We start from the raw sequence: 16,511 nt of genomic DNA on the forward strand, positions 1-16,511 counted from the left end.
CTTTTATTCGCATTATACCATCCCCATCAGTTTAATTATTTTAAATCAATAAAATAAACAGATTCACTATACAACCGCCGTACCTTGTTACCTCGTAAACCATAACAGGTGCGGCTCACTTTCTCTTGCTGGTGGCTATCAAAGAAATAGAGATATTCACTGTCCATACGCTCCACCAGCGACCAATGCCACTGATCCCCCAGAAGAATAAGCCGACGTGACGTTGTATGAGCACCGAGGAAAGCCTGACAAGTAGATAGTATTTTTTGTATAGTAAGTCCATCTTTGTAACGAAATGGCGTGGTGACGTGTAGAGGGGCTTGTGATGGGTATTTTGAGGTTAGGCGCTTAATCAAGTAATCCATTTCAGGAATATCAATACCTTGACTTAAACACTTGTACAGTGACCAATACTCGCTGTATTCACGCAAAAGATAGTTAAATAACGGGCGGGGTTTAATGCGCTCTCCATAGAACCATGTACTCATATTCACCAGACTGTAAATCCCACAAAGGCAATCTAAATCCCCTTGCTTGGACGGTATCAACATCAATTCAAACCTTCTATTGATTGTACTGTACTTTATGGAATAACCAGCGCTGGTATTATTTTTTAATTAATTAGTGGGTTTCCCACTGAATACTGACTTCATAACATTTCATTTTGTGGTATTGAATAAAATTGCGTTGCCACAGTTCAAACATTGCTCCGCCCTCTTCTTCATCAATATCCCCCATCATAAAATGATAAACATAACCTTGCGACCAACAAATATCGAGTTCCTTTTCAAGCTCAGGATAATAGTTCCCCATGAATGAAAAATCAGTCACATAATCAAACAGCCATTGCTCATGGAGCCGTAACAAGCGTATTTCGACAGGATGGAAACCGCCTGTTTCAGCACTATACAATGGGTCTCGAAAATTTAAGATAACCGCCCGAACAGTGGTTAAATCAATCGCTGAGTTAATCACTGAATTATTCAGTTCATGTAATAATAATTGGCTAAAAGCTTGTGCGATAGGCAAGCGTAGCCCTGACTGATGAATAGTCATATAAAGTTGCCTTTAAATAAAAAAATGGAAATAAACTGTATAAGCACAACCCAATCATATTTTGGGTATAGTGCCATGCTAATATTTTACCATAACCACTAGCAAAGTAAAGCTGTTTATTGTTTTAAATCAGATAGTTATGGGATTTAGCCATCATTGCTATTTTGATGTGCGTACTGTGATTTTTATTGAAATAAAGACATTATCAACGTTTACATTAGCCCAAAACGTAAAATTTCCGTATATCAGATTTATTGATTCTGAATCACGCCATTTACCCAAAGGATCCCTCCCTATCACCTCTTGTCCTCGCGTTATACCCAAATAATTAGACTGCCTCCCTTAAATTTTCACTCACATTAGAATCTCAGCAACCCATGACCGATCGTTTTTAACGATCGATAAATCATTATTGATAGGTGTAATTGATTTAGACAATCGTTTTGATCATATTGATAGATAAAACAGATCATATTTTGTAAACTTGTGTTTGATAGGTTCACACGTTGTAGCCCTTTTTAATTAAAATTTTTGTTATTTTGTTCTACAAAAGGTTATCAAGTGAACCTAATAATCGATGTAACCGCCTATTTTAACGGGCGCTTATCCATTTTTTTCATCAATTAATAAAGATGTCATTATGAAAAAACAATTAAATACAAACTATCGTCTTGTCTGGAGCGCTGTCCAAAACGCGTTGATTGCCGTCTCTGAACTAACCCATGCAAAAGGTAAGAAAACAGCGGGTATCATCGCACTTTCAGCATTATCATCACTGGCTTCAATACCTGCCTTTGCCGATGATAGCCGTTGTGTCAATGGCACAACAGTGACCGATAATTGCACCGTTGAGGCTGGGGAAACAGTGTCAAATATGACCGTTAAGGAAAATGGCAATTTACGAGTAAACGGTGAATCAAATAATACCGTTTTAACAGGACAGAAAAATCCAACCGGTTCAGGGTCGTCATTTGATGATGGAAGTCGGTATGATTCAGCGACAGAATGGGTTTATGGCACGGCGACGGGCACCATCATCAATGCAGGTGGGATCCAAAAGGTCGACGGTGGTACAGCCGACCAATCAAAAGTCAATTATCACGGTGTATTAGAAGTTAACAACGGGGGCACAATCACTAATTCAACAGTAGGCTCTAATGATGCCGTTGATGGGTTAAAAACCGATGAAGCCTATATTTCTGTTATCGGTAATGGTAGTTCAGCTAAGAACACCCATATTAACAATGGTGGTGTTCTGAGTGCGTCAGAAGGAGCTATCGTCACGGATACAACCATCAATGCCGGAGGGCGTCTAGAACTTTCAGTGGATAATGACCTCGATAACAACGAGTTTAGGACGAATGCAGGCATAACAACAGCTAATGGTGTAACAATTAATAAAGATGGCATACTGGCGCTTGATAAGGACACAAAAGCAACCGATGTGGCCGTCAATGAAGGGGGAGTTATATGGGCTGAAAATGGGGCTATTCTTGAAAATATCACGACCATTGGAGGAGAAACTAAAGTTCAGAATGCCACACTCACTGGTAGCAATGTCTTTAATCAGCAAGGAACATTGACCGTCTCAGGGGATGTATCTGCGGAAATCATTGAGTTGTATGATGCCAATATTCAATTTGAAGGGACGTCTGTTTCACAAGACTCTTATCGCCGTAGCACACCAGAGTTCAATGCGGCGCATCTTACCGTGAAAGAACTGAAAGGTGAAGGTGACAATAACAACATTACTCTGCGTATAGATGCCACATCGGGAGAGCATGACACATTACAAGTGACTGACGCTATTGACGGGCATTTTAATGTCAATATTAACAGTCAAGGTAAAGAAATAAACACATCGGCGTTAGATTCAAGTTTCATTGAAGCAAAAGGTAGTGATGCTCATACGTTCTCTGGTGATACTGATATTGGTGCTTACAACTATTCACTTTACCAAGATGGCGATGACTGGCGGCTCCAACGCAGTGGCAATTTATCGGCATCTTCGAGCAATGCCATGATGCTCGCAAACGTCACACCAACAATTTGGGCGAGCGAATTATCCGTCTTACGCAACCGCCTAGGCGAACTCCACGCAGATTCTGAACAAAATGGTGTGTGGCTGAAATACATAACTGCCCGTAACCGCGTTAATAATAACCAGACAAGCTACAAACAGGACATGAACGGGTTTGTCCTCGGCGGCGATCGACAACTTGATGTAACTAATGGAAAACTGTTCCTCGGCAGTCAGTTCGGTTATTCCTACTCATCTCTTGATGCAGCAAGCAGCGACGGACAAGTCAAAAGTTACAGTTTAGGCCTCTATGCGACATGGTTACACAATAGCGGCTACTACGTCGATGGTGTACTCAAAGGAAATCGATTCTTTAGTGAGAATAATGCACGCTTCAATCAAGGTACATCGAAAGCCAATGATGCGACCAATGGAATTGGATTCTCTCTTGAAGGAGGGAAACATATTAATATCAATACGTACCAAATTGAACCTTATGTTCAACTCGCTGGATTCCAAGGACAAAAAACACACTACACGTTTGATAATGATCTTCATGTTAATGCGAATGCAACCCGCTCTTTAAAAGCTGAGATAGGTACAACATTGGGTAAAGAATTTACACTACCTAATGGCGGTAATGCAAAACCTTATATTCGTCTGGCGGCAAGCCAAGAGTTTATCAAAAATAATGATGTCACTATCAATAATACCGAACGCTTTACCAATGATATGTCTGGCTTAACGGGGAAATATGGTATTGGTATGAATACAAACATTGTTAAAGATCTGGACATGTATGGTGAATTTAATTATGCCAAAGGCAACAAGCTTGAAACACCGTACAGTGGCACTGTGGGGATAAGATACAGTTTCTAACCTTTTCACTTAGCCCTCGACTATCAGTTTGAGGGCTTATTTGAACCACTTTCACCATGCGATAGTAAAAATCAGTCTTTAGATGACTTTTTATCTCAATTGCTCCCTTTGGTGTGATTAAACAACGTCGATGATTTTTTATCGTGAGGAAATATTTTTATGGAAAGTGAATGAAAATATTGAAGCGTCAAAGGATAAAATGCCAACCTAATAATAGGCTGGCATAGCAATTAACCGTTGAGTAACGTAACAACAAAACTTTTTTTATCATCCGTGAGCTGCACGGAATAAATTACCGTGACAGAGCCTGCTTTTCCCGTTGCTTCCGCAGCACAGAGATAAACGCCTCGTTCTGCATTTTGACGTTGCGTTCGCACATTCTCAAGCTGCTCATACATCGCCCAACCGACATGTTGATTGACCACTTGTAACGCTAATGCTTTTGCACCATCACTATTACAATTTACAGTGCTCTCATTGCATCCTGTTAAACCAACCATCGCCGTTAATATGCTTAATTTCATCCACTGGTTAAGTTTCATTTTTACATTGTCACCTTACAGCAGAAAATTCACGGTTATTCCTGCTAATATATCGAGTGCAATCACAACCAACGCCACGTAAGACCAAGCACGGCGATCAGGTATTTTAACGATAAAGTAAAAACAGCAAACATCCCAAATGAGAATCAATGCTTCCACTTTATTTAATGTCACCTTTTTAGTAATAAAAAATTCAACGATATTTAAGAATAAAATCGGTAAAAACCAAAATAGCCAAAAGGTTTTAGCTAATCCAAAGCCACCGTTGAACAAACACTGTTTAAATAAAGCCGGATCATTTAATCCTTTCGCTTCGTTTTCTTCTCGAATTTTTTGCAATTTATTTTTGATAGACATGACTGTTCCTTCAATTAAATGAATTAAGGGTTTTTTCCATGGTGTTGGTGCTAGAATGGGTGTAATACCTTACCGATAGGCACTGGTAAATATTTAGGCTATTTCAATTACCGTCCATGATTATTAGAAGGTGGCTTGTTGATGTAACGACTCGGCCATATTGTTTCGGGAGCCGTGCCAATCACATCCGCAATGATCTGTTCAGCTTTTGGGTACGCTCGCTCTAGCGCATTATTTAACGTCCGAGAAGAAAGACCGTGCTCACGAGATAATTGCGCTAGTGTGACCCCTTTTTTATGTAAAGCCGCCACAATATCCGCACGGTGCCAATCCGCAGCGCTTCCTTTTCGGGGCTTTTTTTGAGATGCTACAGGGTTAGACATAGTAATAACTCCACTGTTTAATTCCTCGTCTATTAAAAACCAATTAAAGGGAATTATCAATAGATATCTTTATGATTTTAACATCTTTCTAGTGCGGTTATTTTATCCTTTTGATATGTATGGGATTTATAAAAATCATGACTGATAAAAAACAACTAACTGAAATGGATAATGCGCCCAAGCTCTGGTTTACCAGTGGGGAGCTAGCTGCTATAGGAAAAGAAAAAGCAGACGATCCAACACGTTACCCTGAATATAAAGATATGGATATCCCTACCACCGCGAAAGGCGTTAGAGTCCGTCTAGAGTCAATCACAGCCCTTCATCCCCACTTTCGCAAGAAGAACCCGAATAAGCGCGGCGACCTCTATCATATTGATGCATTTAAGGTGATCCTAAACACGGATGAAAAAGAGCTCATCAAGCAAAACACACTATCTTCTGAAAGTGCAGATCTTAACCTTTTACTTGAAATCTACAAATCACTGTCAGTTGAGAAAAGAAAAGCGTTATTAAAAAATGCACTCACAATGAAACAGGAAGAATTAGATTAGTATCTTTTGATATCTTTTGTTATTTTAATAACTGTATTTTCGTCACTGACTCAGAGGCATTATGCAGTTATCTCACCACAACATGCTAGACAGCAGCTATGACCCATTAACGGCTAAAGCTATTGATTATGTCATTCTCATTAACAGAGCCTCACCGAGGCGTTTACAGCACTATTTTCGGATAGGATTTCACCGTGCTGAACGCATTATTGATCAATTGGAGTATTTGGGTGTGATTACCCCCTTAAATCAGTATGATTATCGTGAAGTGCTCGGATACCCAACTCACTATCGGCCTTTTGATGCATCAGCCTTTGCTACGCCTATTGAAACAGTGCAAGAACCCTTATTCACTGAATCACCGCTGGATACGCAATCCCTAGAATACCGTTGCTTGATTCAGGCTATCGTCTGGCAGCGTATTGTGGTCTGGGTTGAAGAAATCGAGATCGAAGGTGGTACAGCCAATATATTGAAATCTGTCTCTCCGTTTGAATACCTGATTGATACGCACAGCGATGACATTTATCAGGATACACTCCGCAACAACGCCAGTTCTTACCGTTTTCTTGCTACTTTGCGCCCTGAAACCCCGTTGGACGTACTGCGGCAACATGGACGAATTAGTTATCAGCCCTGCTGGAAGCTACCTCGAATAGCACAAGAAGAATGGCAAGGTTTATGGGTGCCAAATGAAGCAGGATGGGAAAGCCTAAGTGAAGAAAATATTCATCAGCCAAGAGGGATTGGCGAATGGCCTGATTTACCCCATAAAAGCATGAAACCGTTGGTGCATGGGCTGCAAGAGGATGGCGGGGATTATTTGCGATATCTAATTTATTGGAAAAGCCAGTTTTAATAATTTTGAGTCTAATGTATTAATAATCGTAATCTGTAAGGCATAAATCACCTTGTATAACCGCATTAATATTTAGAGGAATAATATGAAATATTCATCACTAGTCATTGCCACTGTAATCACCTTCTTATCAACAGCACAGGCAGCTAACTCACCTTTCCAAAATCCTGCAGAATACAAAAGCAAACATGGAATACTAGAAATAACACCAAGCCAAAATGATGCGCCAAAGTTCGATTTCCAGATTAATGCCAATGTTGATATGTATGTCTGCGAAGCTGAAGGAACAGCCTATATTACAGAAAGAGACTTATCGTCAAATACTTGGAATGCTACAGCGCTAGTCAGCACAGATAGTGACTATGGAGACCAATATTGTAAAATGGAATTTTCTATGGATAAAGCTGGAAAGATAGCAATCAAAACAAATTTTGGTTGCTCGACTCAATGCGGTATAGGGGCTGTCGGGGCAATGGATGGTACATACAAAAAAATAGCCGTCTCAAGATAACGCTAAATAAACAATGTATGAATACATTACGATAAATAAGCGATTTATGATGGGAGCATTTTGCTCCCTATATTCAACACTAGCTATGGTAAGTCTATATTTTCTCTAAGCAATTAACTTGACTCTTACTGATAAAAATGGACTTCTTAACCTAAAATTCTTATAGCTAAATTAATCAGATAAGACTGGTAAAAAAACTTTCTTCAATGGCACCAGTAACTTCGTTTCAATATCAACCTGTTCATAATGTTCAATCAAAGTGCGTACTAAATCATCTAATGTCCAAAGTGATAGCGGGATTTTTGATCGTTCAGCTTCATAGCGAGCATCCTTGGTAAAGCCGCCAGTACTGACATATAAGCCACGATCATCGTGATGACGCCCACCAATAAATCCTCTTAAATCTTGGCTGCCTATTTGCCCTTTACGATGCTTAACTTCAACCACAATTCTTGGGTTTTCAAATCCAAAACCGTCAGGTGATGCGATAATATCTTTGCCTCTATCTGAGCCACTATTTGGCGAAACTTGGGTTTTATATCCCATCCCACGCAGAATACCGGCAACTAATAATTCCATTTCATCCGCATCAAGGGTAATGATTTTATCTTTAATACGTTCTAACGCTTGAATTTCCATATCCTTTAATGGATCAGATATCATTTCTTCATCTTCTGCATGTGAAATATTAGCGTTTTTTTCGCTGTCAGATAATGGTTTATTACCCAATAATTCTTTCACTGCAAAATCAGGAAGTTTAAAAACGGTCAATGTAGAACCTAGGGTATTTTTGGTTTTAGTTGATAAGGTATCCCGATCAATTTCATCAGTATTCCATTTAATCTGACGCGCAATTCCCATCCCCATAGAACAAAGATCAGCACGATATTGAAACTCAGAAACAACCTGCCCTAATAAATAGGTGCGGTTAGCAGGTGAGTAAGTGATTACCCAATCGCTAACTTTAATTTCATTAACAAAACGCCATACTTGAGATGCGCCTGAACGTGCTGTACCGAGTTTCGCTGCTGGGTCTACTTGACGGTATAATTTCAGTATCTCTTTTCTAGGTTGCCCAATTTTCAATAATGGAGCTAAGCCAGACCAGCCTAAACCAACCAGTTCTTTTTCTCGAAAATCATCATATAACTTCCCTGAATCACCACGAACCATCCACATTTTTTGACTCATCAATTTATTCCCGCTTAAAGATCAATCGGTTAAAGTAAAACCCACTAATTTGATTTCAACAATTCATTCGATAGCAACTCCGCTTGTGCCAAGACGGTTTCTGTTGCCAATGTAGACATATCAGGCGGATAGCCATAACGGTTAAGTAGCCGCTTAACGATAACGCGTATTTTTGCTCTTGCAGACTCTTTGATAGTCCAATCTAATGTGACGTTATTACGGATCATTTCAGTTAGTACAACAGCCAATTCCCTTAGTTTTGATTTTCCGATTAGTTCTTGAGCACTATCATTTTCAGCCACAGCCATATAGAAAGCATATTCATAAGGTGATAAATTCAGGTCATTCGCTTCACTATCAAGCTTATTGATATCTTTTGCTAATTTTATTAGCTCATCAATGACTTCAGCTGCCGTCAAAATTTTATTTTGATAGCTTTTAATCGCCCCAGTGAGCATATCCATCAGCTTTTTACCTTGAATAACACTCATTTTTGTTCGCACATTGATTTCATCTGCTAATAATTTTTTCAAGGTTTCCAACGCGATATTTTTATGTTGGTAATCCTGCATCTCCATTAAAAAGTCATCCGAAAGGATCGATATATCTGGTTTTTTAATCCCCGCAGCATCAAACACATCCACCACCGTATCGGTCACTAAGGCTTGATCAATGGTCTGTTTAACGCGAACTTCCATGCTGTCATCACCGATAATGCCACTTCCTCCAGTTGAATCAAACTTATTCAGTCTGGCTTTTACCGCTTGGAAAAAGGCTATTTCAGGTGCTGCCTCCATCGCTTCAGGGTGTGGTGTTGCTAACGCAAAGGCTTGAGATAAAGCGGTGACCGCCGTTAAAAAACGCACTTTCCCCTGACCTTCATCAATCCCTAAAATAAAATCTTCTGCTTCTAAAATTATGGCTAATTTACGGGATGTGGATGCGGTGAAATATTCACGATAATCAAAACCAAAGAGCATTCCGTCAAGGACGTCTAATTTTTCTTTCATGACCTCAACGGCTTTTTCTTGGGTAAGGGCAGGATCACCTTTACCCCCCGCATCTGAGTAAAATGATAATGCTGATTTTAAATCCGCAGCAATTCCCAAATAATCGACAACCAAGCCACCTGATTTATCTTTATAGACTCGGTTAACACGGGCGATCGCCTGCATCAGGTTGTGCCCTTTCATCGGTTTATCAATGTATAACGTGTGCATACTCGGTGCATCAAACCCCGTTAACCACATATCACGCACAATGACTAATTTTAACTTATCATCTTCATCTTTCATGCGATTAGCGAGTACTTGCCTGTCTTTCTTCGTCGTATGATGTTTAGCGATATCTGGGCCATCAGATGCGGAAGACGTCATCACGACCTTAATCACACCATCATTGAGATCATCACTGTGCCACTCAGGTTTGAGTGCCACGATTTCCTTATACAATGCCGCAGCAATACGCCGAGACATAGCAACGACCATGCCTTTACCGTGATTAGCATTCGCCACTAACCGTTCTTCAAAGTGAGTGACTAAATCTTTAGCGATCGCTTTGATTCGCTCTTTACTGCCAATAATACTTTCAACTCGCGCCCATTTAGCCCGTTGTTGCTGAGTCTGTGTTAAGTCTTCATCTGTGAAGCTTTCATCAAATTCCTCGATCAGCTCTCGTCCTTCATCGCTAATTTGGACTTTTGCTAAACGACTTTCATAGTAGATAGGCACTGTCGCCCCATCTTCTACAGCCTGAGCGATATCATAGATATCAACATAATTACCAAATACCGCGGGAGTATTGACATCTGTTTTTTCAATGGGTGTGCCCGTAAAGCCTAAGTAAGTGGCATTTGGTAAAGCATCACGCATATATTTTGCAAAGCCATAAACAGTGCGCTTACCGACAACGTTACCCTGCGCATCTTTCACATCGACTTCTTTTGCTGAAAAACCATATTGAGAACGATGCGCCTCGTCAGCAATGACAATGATATTACTGCGATCAGACAGTAATTCATAAACGCTACTGCCATCATCAGGTTGGAATTTTTGAATAGTGGTAAATATCACGCCACCTGAACCAACTTTCAGTAATTCTTTTAATTCTTCTCTATTTTCAGCTTGCTTCGGGGTTTGACGTAACAGTTGTACCGCAGAAGAAAAAGTGCCAAATAATTGATCGTCTAAATCATTACGGTCGGTGATCACCACAACCGTTGGATTATCGAGGGCTAAAACAATCTTACCCGTATAAAAGACCATGGAAAGAGACTTACCCGAACCTTGGGTATGCCATACCACACCTGCTTTTCTATCTCCTGCTTTTTGTTCTAAAACAAGGTGCTGTTGGTTCCTACCTTGTTGCCGTAACGCTACTTCCGCAGACGGTGAATTCGCATTGACATTCGAGGCACGAATGGTCGAAAGTACCGCCGCATTCACCGCATAGTATTGGTGATAGGCAGCCATTTTTTTGACCGTTTTAATAGAAATAATACCGTTACTGTCTTCCTGTTTGCTGGATTCAAATACGATAAAATAGCGGATCATATCTAATAGCGTAACAGGATTAAGCAAGCCTTGAATTAACACTTCCAGTTGTGGCTGAGTATTTTTAGCCTCAGTCATGCCATTATGGGTTTTCCATGCCATAAAGCGGCTAAAATCGGCAGAAATAGTCCCTGATTTTGCCTCTAATCCATCAGAAATCACGCTAAAGGCATTGTAAGTAAATAATGAAGGAATTTGTTGTTGATAGGTTTTAATTTGATTATATGCCCCTTCAATGGTGGCATTTTCATCAATCGCATTTTTCAGTTCGATGACCACCAAGGGTAAACCATTAATATAGATAATCACATCAGGGCGACGTTCTTTGCGATCTTCTCGAATGGTGACCTGATTGACTACTAGAAATTCATTATTATCCGCTTGATTAAAATCCACCAGCCACACATATTCACCTTGAGTATTGCCATCTTTACTGACTTCAATGTTAATTCCTTCTGTCAATAAACGATGAAAACTCAGGTTATTTGCCATTAAATCAGGCGAGTTAATCTGAGTGACTTGTTTTAAGGCTTCCTCACATTTATCTTGTGTTAAATGCGGGTTTAAGCGTTGTATCGCTTCTAATACTTTTTGCTGAAGAATGACTTGCTGATAAGTACGCAGAGGATTTTTACCTGATGGCTCAATGTCTGGACCATACACATATTCATAGCCTAGAGCTTGCAACTGCTCTATGCTCATGGTTTCAATATCGGATTCTGTCATTTTTGACATTATTTTGTCATCCTTTAGCAAAAGGGAATAAAAAAGCAGCGCCAAAGTGACACTGCCTAATACGATTATTGTTTTATTTCTTCTGGTGTATAATTAACGCGTACTTCCCCACTCATTAATTTAGGGAGCAAGGTATCGCGAAGTTTTTCTAATGTTTGGATTTCCATTTGATTTTTTTTCACCTTTTCAAAAAAAGGCTTTGTTCTTTGTGTAAATTCAGCTACTTTTGTGTCATTAGGGATACTAAATTGAATTGAATTGAATTGATTTTATTAAACCTGTATTTATTGAGGTAACAATTGATGATGTTGTACCTAATGAATCATAGTTATACTGTTTTAAAAAACAGTATAAAAACTCAGTAGAGATAATTTTTTTGATGTTAAATTGAGCAATTGCCTCATTTGAAACCATTTCTTCATGTGTAATTCCTACTCTACCTACCGTCATTTTAAAACTCAAAACAACTGTATTAGTCGGAATGATAGGAATTTTAAAAGATTCTATTGTCGATTTTGGTAAAAACTCCTCTGTATACATTCTGTAAATACCTGATTTTCCCATATCTTTTATAGATAACCATTTAACATCATTAATATCTGAGGAAAATAAATGCTTATTTTTTCTTGGTGGTGTCCTTCCAATTGAAATTGTAGATACTTCTTCTAGAGAATAGACATCCCAATCATCCTGCGCCTCTTCCACAAACCACTGACGAAAAAGTGTCTCGGCCATTGATTCTAAGGTTTTATTTTGACGATGAAGTAAGTCGATTTTGTTATCTAATGAGGAGAGAACGGAAACAATGGCTTTTTGTTCAGCTATAGATGGAATTAATATATCCTGACTATATGCAGTTGTCCGATTCAAGCCAGGAACAGCACTATCTTCATTAAGCTCTTCTAAACCAATCGTTCCTAATTGGTAATATAGCCAAATAAAATCATATTTAGTTTCATTTGGTAAAACATAATATGCTGTATCTATACACCAAAAAGGTTCTGGAGAATAATATACTTTTCCCACAGTCCCTTTTCGTCCAATAATAATACCTTTACTCATAACTAAAGGCTCATTATGGTATCCCGTTATTCCGGCAGAACTATAAACTGGGATATTCCCTACTATTCTATTTTGCGTTTTTAAAGCCTTACCATAATGCAAAGTAATAACATCACCTAATGTTGTATTCTGCCACTCACTCATACCATCACCTTTGCCAGATTCTCAGCAATTGCCTGATTGAGTTTTGTTTCTTCCTCTAACTGTGCTTCAAACTCGGCTTTTAATGCAGTAAAACGTTCCTTAAAATCAAAGTCATCCTCTTCATCAGCAAGACCCACATAGCGACCCGGTGTGAGTACATAATCCAGCTCAGCCACTTTTTCGATAGCAACAGATGCACAAAAACCCGCAACATCTTCATATTCGCCATCTTTATTACGCCAATTATGATAGGTATCAGAAATCAGCTTAATATCTTCATCCGATAACACTTTAGTGCGGCGGTTAATTAAATGACCCAGATTACGCGCATCAATAAATAGAATTTCATCACTACGATCTTGATACACCGATGAGTTATTACGATCACGGCGCATAAACCATAATGCAGCAGGGATCTGCGTATTTAGGAATAACTTAGCAGGCAAGTTAACTATACAATCAATCACGTTAGCATCTTTTACTAATGCGGCTCGGATATCGCCTTCACCCGATGTTTTCGAGGTTAGCGCGCCTTTAGCTAGTACCACACCCGCTTGCCCTTTCGGTGACAAGTGGTATAAAAAGTGCTGCATCCACGCAAAGTTTGCATTCCCTGCTGGTGGCGCACCGTATTGCCAGCGGGCATCTTTACGTAATTGTTCACCTGACCAATCAGAAACGTTAAATGGCGGGTTCGCAATAATAAAATCCGCACGTAAATCTTTATGGGCATCGTTTAAAAACGAGCCTTCATTGTTCCATTTTACTTGCTCAGAGTTAATACCCCGAATAGCCAAGTTCATTTTCGCCAAACGCCATGTGGTTTGGTTAGACTCTTGACCATAAATGGAAATGTTATCAATATTCCCTTGGTGGGATTCAACAAATTTTTCTGATTGAACAAACATACCACCAGAACCACAGCATGGGTCAAAAATACGCCCTTCATAAGGCTCTAGCATGTGAACTAGAGCGTGTTTATCTTTGTAGTGCATATTTCAATCGACCCACATTGGGAGCCACATGATTGAAAATGCTAAAGCAACAACACTTTCATAATTTCGGGCTAATTTGTCATACCGAGTCGCCACTGCTCGATATTTCTTTATTTTTAGGAAGGCATTTTCAACTAAATGACGATGTCGATATAAGCACCAATCAATATCTTTATTCCCTTGTTTACTATTCCCTTTTCTTGGGATGACATGCTGACCCCGACGGCTTTTTATCAACTGTCGTAAGGCTTCACAGTCATAGCCTTTATCTGCAATAACAACTTCGGCTTCCGGTGAAGAGGTAACCAATGTTTCTGCATAACTCACATCATGGGCTTGCCCACCTGACAACTCAAAATGAACCGGAAGACCACTGCTATCTACCGCTAAATGTATTTTAGTTGAGTTGCCGCCTCGACTTTTGCCTATAGCCTGCTTTGAAGCATCTTTAACGTTGGCTCCATCTTGATGCGTTTTCACGATACTGGCATCAATAAATAGCCACTGAGGATCATTGAAGCGAGATAGAAATTGGAAAATTTCCATCATTACGCCTTTCTTTGACCAAAGGTTAAAACGTCTAAATACCGTATTCCATTCACCAAATTGACGAGGTAAATCGGGCCATGGAATGCCTGTTCTTATTCGGAATAAAATACCTTCAAGGGTCATTCTATGTTCTGGTTTGTTATAAATACGTCCGGTTAGGTGCATGATCTTTGATAGTAACTTCCAGCTATCATCTGTTAACATAAGTCTCGGCATTTGGGGGTGTTTTTTTTGATTTTTGGCGAAACCATTATAACAGCCCCATTTGCTGTCTACTTTTTATACCGAAAAGATCAACACGCTCTAATTACGTTGTAAATAAATTTCCTTTTAGAATCAAAACGATTAGAACGGATAATGGCCACGAATTCCAATCAAAATTTAATTGGCATATTCATGATCTCGGGATGGAGCATGTTTATATTAAGCCAGCTACCCCCAGATTAAATGGGAAAGTAGAGCGTTCTCATTTAACAGATAAACAAGAGTTTTATCAATTAATCGATTATAAGGATGATGTCGATTTACATGAAAAATTAGCTGAATGGGAGGCTTTAATAATTGTCATCGCCCCCACTCAGCTCATGCTGGTAAAACACCGTATGAAGTGTTAAAAAATAAGCTTGGTCTTTAAGACTAAACGTCAGCCAAGGTTCTGAGTGACACAAATTAATCCCAATTAATTGTTACCGTCGCCTGCGCAGATGCTATTCCAACATACTGATAATTATCATTTTTACACAATGACCATGTTAAAGGTATTATATATTGACCATTACCAACAGATATAGTTTTACTTGCCTCCCCACTAAAAACAACATCACCGCTATTCTCCGGATGTACAGTATCATCGTATGTAGTACATGTCCCATCCAAAGGTGAAGAGAGTCGCCCCATTATATATGCTGAAACTTGATTTTTAGAATTTCTCATACCTAACTTTTTGGTGTTATATGAGTCGGAGGAATAAAAAGAGATATTCATTTTAGTAGATTTATCACCCTGGCAATTAATAGTCAAGTCACCATTTTTATATGCCAACAAATTATTCCGAGCTTCTCTAAAATTAATAACACCAAAATCTATGGGTGACGGTACTGATACAATGCACTTTAAATGAGGCTTTTCTTTCACTATAATTGTATCGCTAGCACTAATTGTAGGAGTACTAGTTTGCCCATAAGCCATTCCGTAAAATCCAACGTACAAATTTTTTAAGGTATATGTTCCTACCGGTGTGTTCGATGGAATATATATCCCAGTATTTACGGTGCCCCATAAGCTTTGACCAAGGGTAGGTTTCCTTTTTGCAGCCTCCTCATTGACATCAAAACACACGCCATTTCGTTTAACGGCCCCCATATTCGTACTTGCAATACCATTAACACTATACGTTGTAGTATAAACTGCATTCCCAGAACTCCCCGCATTCTCTTTATGTGACGTAGAGCCACTATACATAACATACAATAATCCATCGTCGCCAAGAGCGCCTGTCCAGCCATCTATAGATGTAATTATTGGCGACCAATTATCGTAGTAAGCATATTGGCTATCAAACCTCCAGCTTGAATCTCGACACATAGTATTATTAACGCCAGTGTCAGATGCTCCCCTAACATTAAGGTCTTTGACTCCCAGCTCAACAAACTGCCCTGGGTATCCTGTGAAGCTAGCTGCGAATGTTACTTTCACATTCAATAAAAAAAATACAATTATAAAAAAATATAATCGATAAGATATCTTCATCATTTTATTTCCTAAATAATAAAGAAAGCGAAATAGATGATACCACTGGCACCCTCGAGCACTACGACATTCACCGGCGTCGAACCGTAAGCTACAGGTATAAGTACAGTACTAATGAGAGCCGATGGCCATCGTTTCCACCACTTTTTATAATCCAACACACGTTTGGTCTGTCTCACTGTTGACCTATGGCGCATTCGCTCATAAAGCCGGTCGGATCTTTTCAAAACTCCCCACGTATTTAATAAGATGCTATTATTCACTAGATGTCGGTTTTGATGTTCATTTTTCATGGCCTGGACTCATTTTATGACAATTTTTACGCAAGATTTACCCAACATGAAAACACGAGTTTAAGTAGGTTCGATCGATA

General features: G+C 39.3%; 15 protein-coding genes and 1 pseudogene. 5 read left to right on the top strand and 11 right to left on the bottom strand.

Features of this window, described 5'->3' with window-relative positions; translation table 11 throughout:
* Nucleotides 1-35 precede the first annotated feature (35 nt).
* Nucleotides 36-551: a hypothetical protein gene (locus AC3Z9T_RS09095; protein ID WP_490125860.1), complete on the bottom strand. Its 516-nt coding sequence runs from the start codon at nt 549-551 to the stop codon at nt 36-38.
* A 70-nt stretch (nt 552-621) separates the two neighbouring features.
* Nucleotides 622-1,056: a DUF2787 family protein gene (locus AC3Z9T_RS09100; RefSeq protein WP_285219813.1), complete on the bottom strand. Its 435-nt coding sequence runs from the start codon at nt 1,054-1,056 to the stop codon at nt 622-624.
* 640 nt (nt 1,057-1,696) lie between these two features.
* Between AC3Z9T_RS09100 and AC3Z9T_RS09105 the strand changes: the two genes are divergently transcribed.
* Nucleotides 1,697-3,955, top strand: coding sequence for an autotransporter outer membrane beta-barrel domain-containing protein (locus AC3Z9T_RS09105; protein WP_490125861.1), 2,259 nt, complete (start codon nt 1,697-1,699; stop codon nt 3,953-3,955).
* A 230-nt stretch (nt 3,956-4,185) separates the two neighbouring features.
* Here AC3Z9T_RS09105 and AC3Z9T_RS09110 read toward each other — a convergent pair whose 3' ends face one another.
* The 3 genes from AC3Z9T_RS09110 to AC3Z9T_RS09120 all read right to left on the bottom strand — a co-directional run bounded on the left by AC3Z9T_RS09110 (nt 4,186) and on the right by AC3Z9T_RS09120 (nt 5,237).
* On the bottom strand, nt 4,186-4,497 hold the full coding sequence (locus tag AC3Z9T_RS09110; protein WP_121874813.1) for a hypothetical protein: 312 nt from the start codon (nt 4,495-4,497) through the stop codon (nt 4,186-4,188).
* A gap of 15 nt (nt 4,498-4,512) precedes the next feature.
* Complete coding sequence (locus tag AC3Z9T_RS09115; RefSeq protein ID WP_490125862.1) at nt 4,513-4,854, bottom strand: hypothetical protein; 342 nt, start codon at nt 4,852-4,854, stop codon at nt 4,513-4,515.
* 107 nt (nt 4,855-4,961) lie between these two features.
* On the bottom strand, nt 4,962-5,237 hold the full coding sequence (locus AC3Z9T_RS09120) for a helix-turn-helix domain-containing protein (RefSeq protein WP_490125863.1): 276 nt from the start codon (nt 5,235-5,237) through the stop codon (nt 4,962-4,964).
* 137 nt (nt 5,238-5,374) lie between these two features.
* Between AC3Z9T_RS09120 and AC3Z9T_RS09125 the strand changes: the two genes are divergently transcribed.
* The 3 genes from AC3Z9T_RS09125 to AC3Z9T_RS09135 all read left to right on the top strand — a co-directional run bounded on the left by AC3Z9T_RS09125 (nt 5,375) and on the right by AC3Z9T_RS09135 (nt 7,161).
* Complete coding sequence (locus AC3Z9T_RS09125) at nt 5,375-5,791, top strand: hypothetical protein (RefSeq protein ID WP_001967075.1); 417 nt, start codon at nt 5,375-5,377, stop codon at nt 5,789-5,791.
* A gap of 61 nt (nt 5,792-5,852) precedes the next feature.
* Nucleotides 5,853-6,650, top strand: coding sequence for a DNA translocase FtsK (locus AC3Z9T_RS09130; protein WP_159287718.1), 798 nt, complete (start codon nt 5,853-5,855; stop codon nt 6,648-6,650).
* 85 nt (nt 6,651-6,735) lie between these two features.
* A complete protein-coding gene (locus AC3Z9T_RS09135) occupies nt 6,736-7,161 on the top strand; it encodes a hypothetical protein (RefSeq protein WP_004922880.1) in 426 nt (141 codons plus the stop codon).
* Between the two features lie 171 nt (nt 7,162-7,332).
* Here AC3Z9T_RS09135 and AC3Z9T_RS09140 read toward each other — a convergent pair whose 3' ends face one another.
* The 5 genes from AC3Z9T_RS09140 to AC3Z9T_RS09160 form a co-directional block, all read right to left on the bottom strand.
* Nucleotides 7,333-8,352 (bottom strand): restriction endonuclease, encoded by a 1,020-nt coding sequence (locus tag AC3Z9T_RS09140; RefSeq protein WP_004922886.1) that lies wholly within the window; start codon nt 8,350-8,352, stop codon nt 7,333-7,335.
* Between the two features lie 44 nt (nt 8,353-8,396).
* Nucleotides 8,397-11,639, bottom strand: coding sequence for a type I restriction endonuclease subunit R (locus AC3Z9T_RS09145; RefSeq protein WP_490125864.1), 3,243 nt, complete (start codon nt 11,637-11,639; stop codon nt 8,397-8,399).
* A gap of 243 nt (nt 11,640-11,882) precedes the next feature.
* A complete protein-coding gene (locus AC3Z9T_RS09150) occupies nt 11,883-12,845 on the bottom strand; it encodes a restriction endonuclease subunit S (protein ID WP_490125865.1) in 963 nt (320 codons plus the stop codon).
* On the bottom strand, nt 12,842-13,840 hold the full coding sequence (locus AC3Z9T_RS09155; RefSeq protein WP_490125866.1) for an N-6 DNA methylase: 999 nt from the start codon (nt 13,838-13,840) through the stop codon (nt 12,842-12,844). Before AC3Z9T_RS09155 ends, AC3Z9T_RS09150 begins: the two co-directional genes overlap by 4 nt.
* A 3-nt stretch (nt 13,841-13,843) precedes the next feature.
* Nucleotides 13,844-14,605 carry an IS5 family transposase gene (locus tag AC3Z9T_RS09160; RefSeq protein ID WP_490125867.1) on the bottom strand — a complete coding sequence of 254 codons (762 nt, stop codon included), beginning with the start codon at nt 14,603-14,605 and terminating at the stop codon, nt 13,844-13,846.
* A 101-nt stretch (nt 14,606-14,706) separates the two neighbouring features.
* Here AC3Z9T_RS09160 and AC3Z9T_RS09165 point away from each other — a divergent pair.
* Nucleotides 14,707-15,023, top strand: a pseudogene (locus AC3Z9T_RS09165) (integrase core domain-containing protein); the annotation flags it as partial.
* 35 nt (nt 15,024-15,058) lie between these two features.
* Here AC3Z9T_RS09165 and AC3Z9T_RS09170 read toward each other — a convergent pair.
* The gene (locus AC3Z9T_RS09170) at nt 15,059-16,141 is read right to left on the bottom strand and encodes a hypothetical protein (RefSeq protein WP_490125868.1); all 1,083 of its coding nucleotides are present in this window, start codon (nt 16,139-16,141) and stop codon (nt 15,059-15,061) included.
* Nucleotides 16,142-16,511: the final 370 nt, after the last annotated feature.

This window comes from Providencia sp. 6390 (assembly GCF_058148425.1).

Excerpts from the sequence above, each read along its gene's own strand:
- AC3Z9T_RS09095 (WP_490125860.1), bottom strand. The coding sequence starts at position 551 with ATGTTGATACCGTCCAAGCAAGGGGATTTAGATTGCCTTTGTGGGATT.
- AC3Z9T_RS09100 (WP_285219813.1), bottom strand. The coding sequence starts at position 1,056 with ATGACTATTCATCAGTCAGGGCTACGCTTGCCTATCGCACAAGCTTTT.
- AC3Z9T_RS09105 (WP_490125861.1), top strand. The coding sequence starts at position 1,697 with ATGAAAAAACAATTAAATACAAACTATCGTCTTGTCTGGAGCGCTGTC.
- AC3Z9T_RS09110 (WP_121874813.1), bottom strand. The coding sequence starts at position 4,497 with ATGAAACTTAACCAGTGGATGAAATTAAGCATATTAACGGCGATGGTT.
- AC3Z9T_RS09115 (WP_490125862.1), bottom strand. The coding sequence starts at position 4,854 with ATGTCTATCAAAAATAAATTGCAAAAAATTCGAGAAGAAAACGAAGCG.
- AC3Z9T_RS09120 (WP_490125863.1), bottom strand. The coding sequence starts at position 5,237 with ATGTCTAACCCTGTAGCATCTCAAAAAAAGCCCCGAAAAGGAAGCGCT.
- AC3Z9T_RS09125 (WP_001967075.1), top strand. The coding sequence starts at position 5,375 with ATGACTGATAAAAAACAACTAACTGAAATGGATAATGCGCCCAAGCTC.
- AC3Z9T_RS09130 (WP_159287718.1), top strand. The coding sequence starts at position 5,853 with ATGCAGTTATCTCACCACAACATGCTAGACAGCAGCTATGACCCATTA.
- AC3Z9T_RS09135 (WP_004922880.1), top strand. The coding sequence starts at position 6,736 with ATGAAATATTCATCACTAGTCATTGCCACTGTAATCACCTTCTTATCA.
- AC3Z9T_RS09140 (WP_004922886.1), bottom strand. The coding sequence starts at position 8,352 with ATGAGTCAAAAAATGTGGATGGTTCGTGGTGATTCAGGGAAGTTATAT.
- AC3Z9T_RS09145 (WP_490125864.1), bottom strand. The coding sequence starts at position 11,639 with ATGTCAAAAATGACAGAATCCGATATTGAAACCATGAGCATAGAGCAG.
- AC3Z9T_RS09150 (WP_490125865.1), bottom strand. The coding sequence starts at position 12,845 with ATGAGTGAGTGGCAGAATACAACATTAGGTGATGTTATTACTTTGCAT.
- AC3Z9T_RS09155 (WP_490125866.1), bottom strand. The coding sequence starts at position 13,840 with ATGCACTACAAAGATAAACACGCTCTAGTTCACATGCTAGAGCCTTAT.
- AC3Z9T_RS09160 (WP_490125867.1), bottom strand. The coding sequence starts at position 14,605 with ATGCCGAGACTTATGTTAACAGATGATAGCTGGAAGTTACTATCAAAG.
- AC3Z9T_RS09170 (WP_490125868.1), bottom strand. The coding sequence starts at position 16,141 with ATGATGAAGATATCTTATCGATTATATTTTTTTATAATTGTATTTTTT.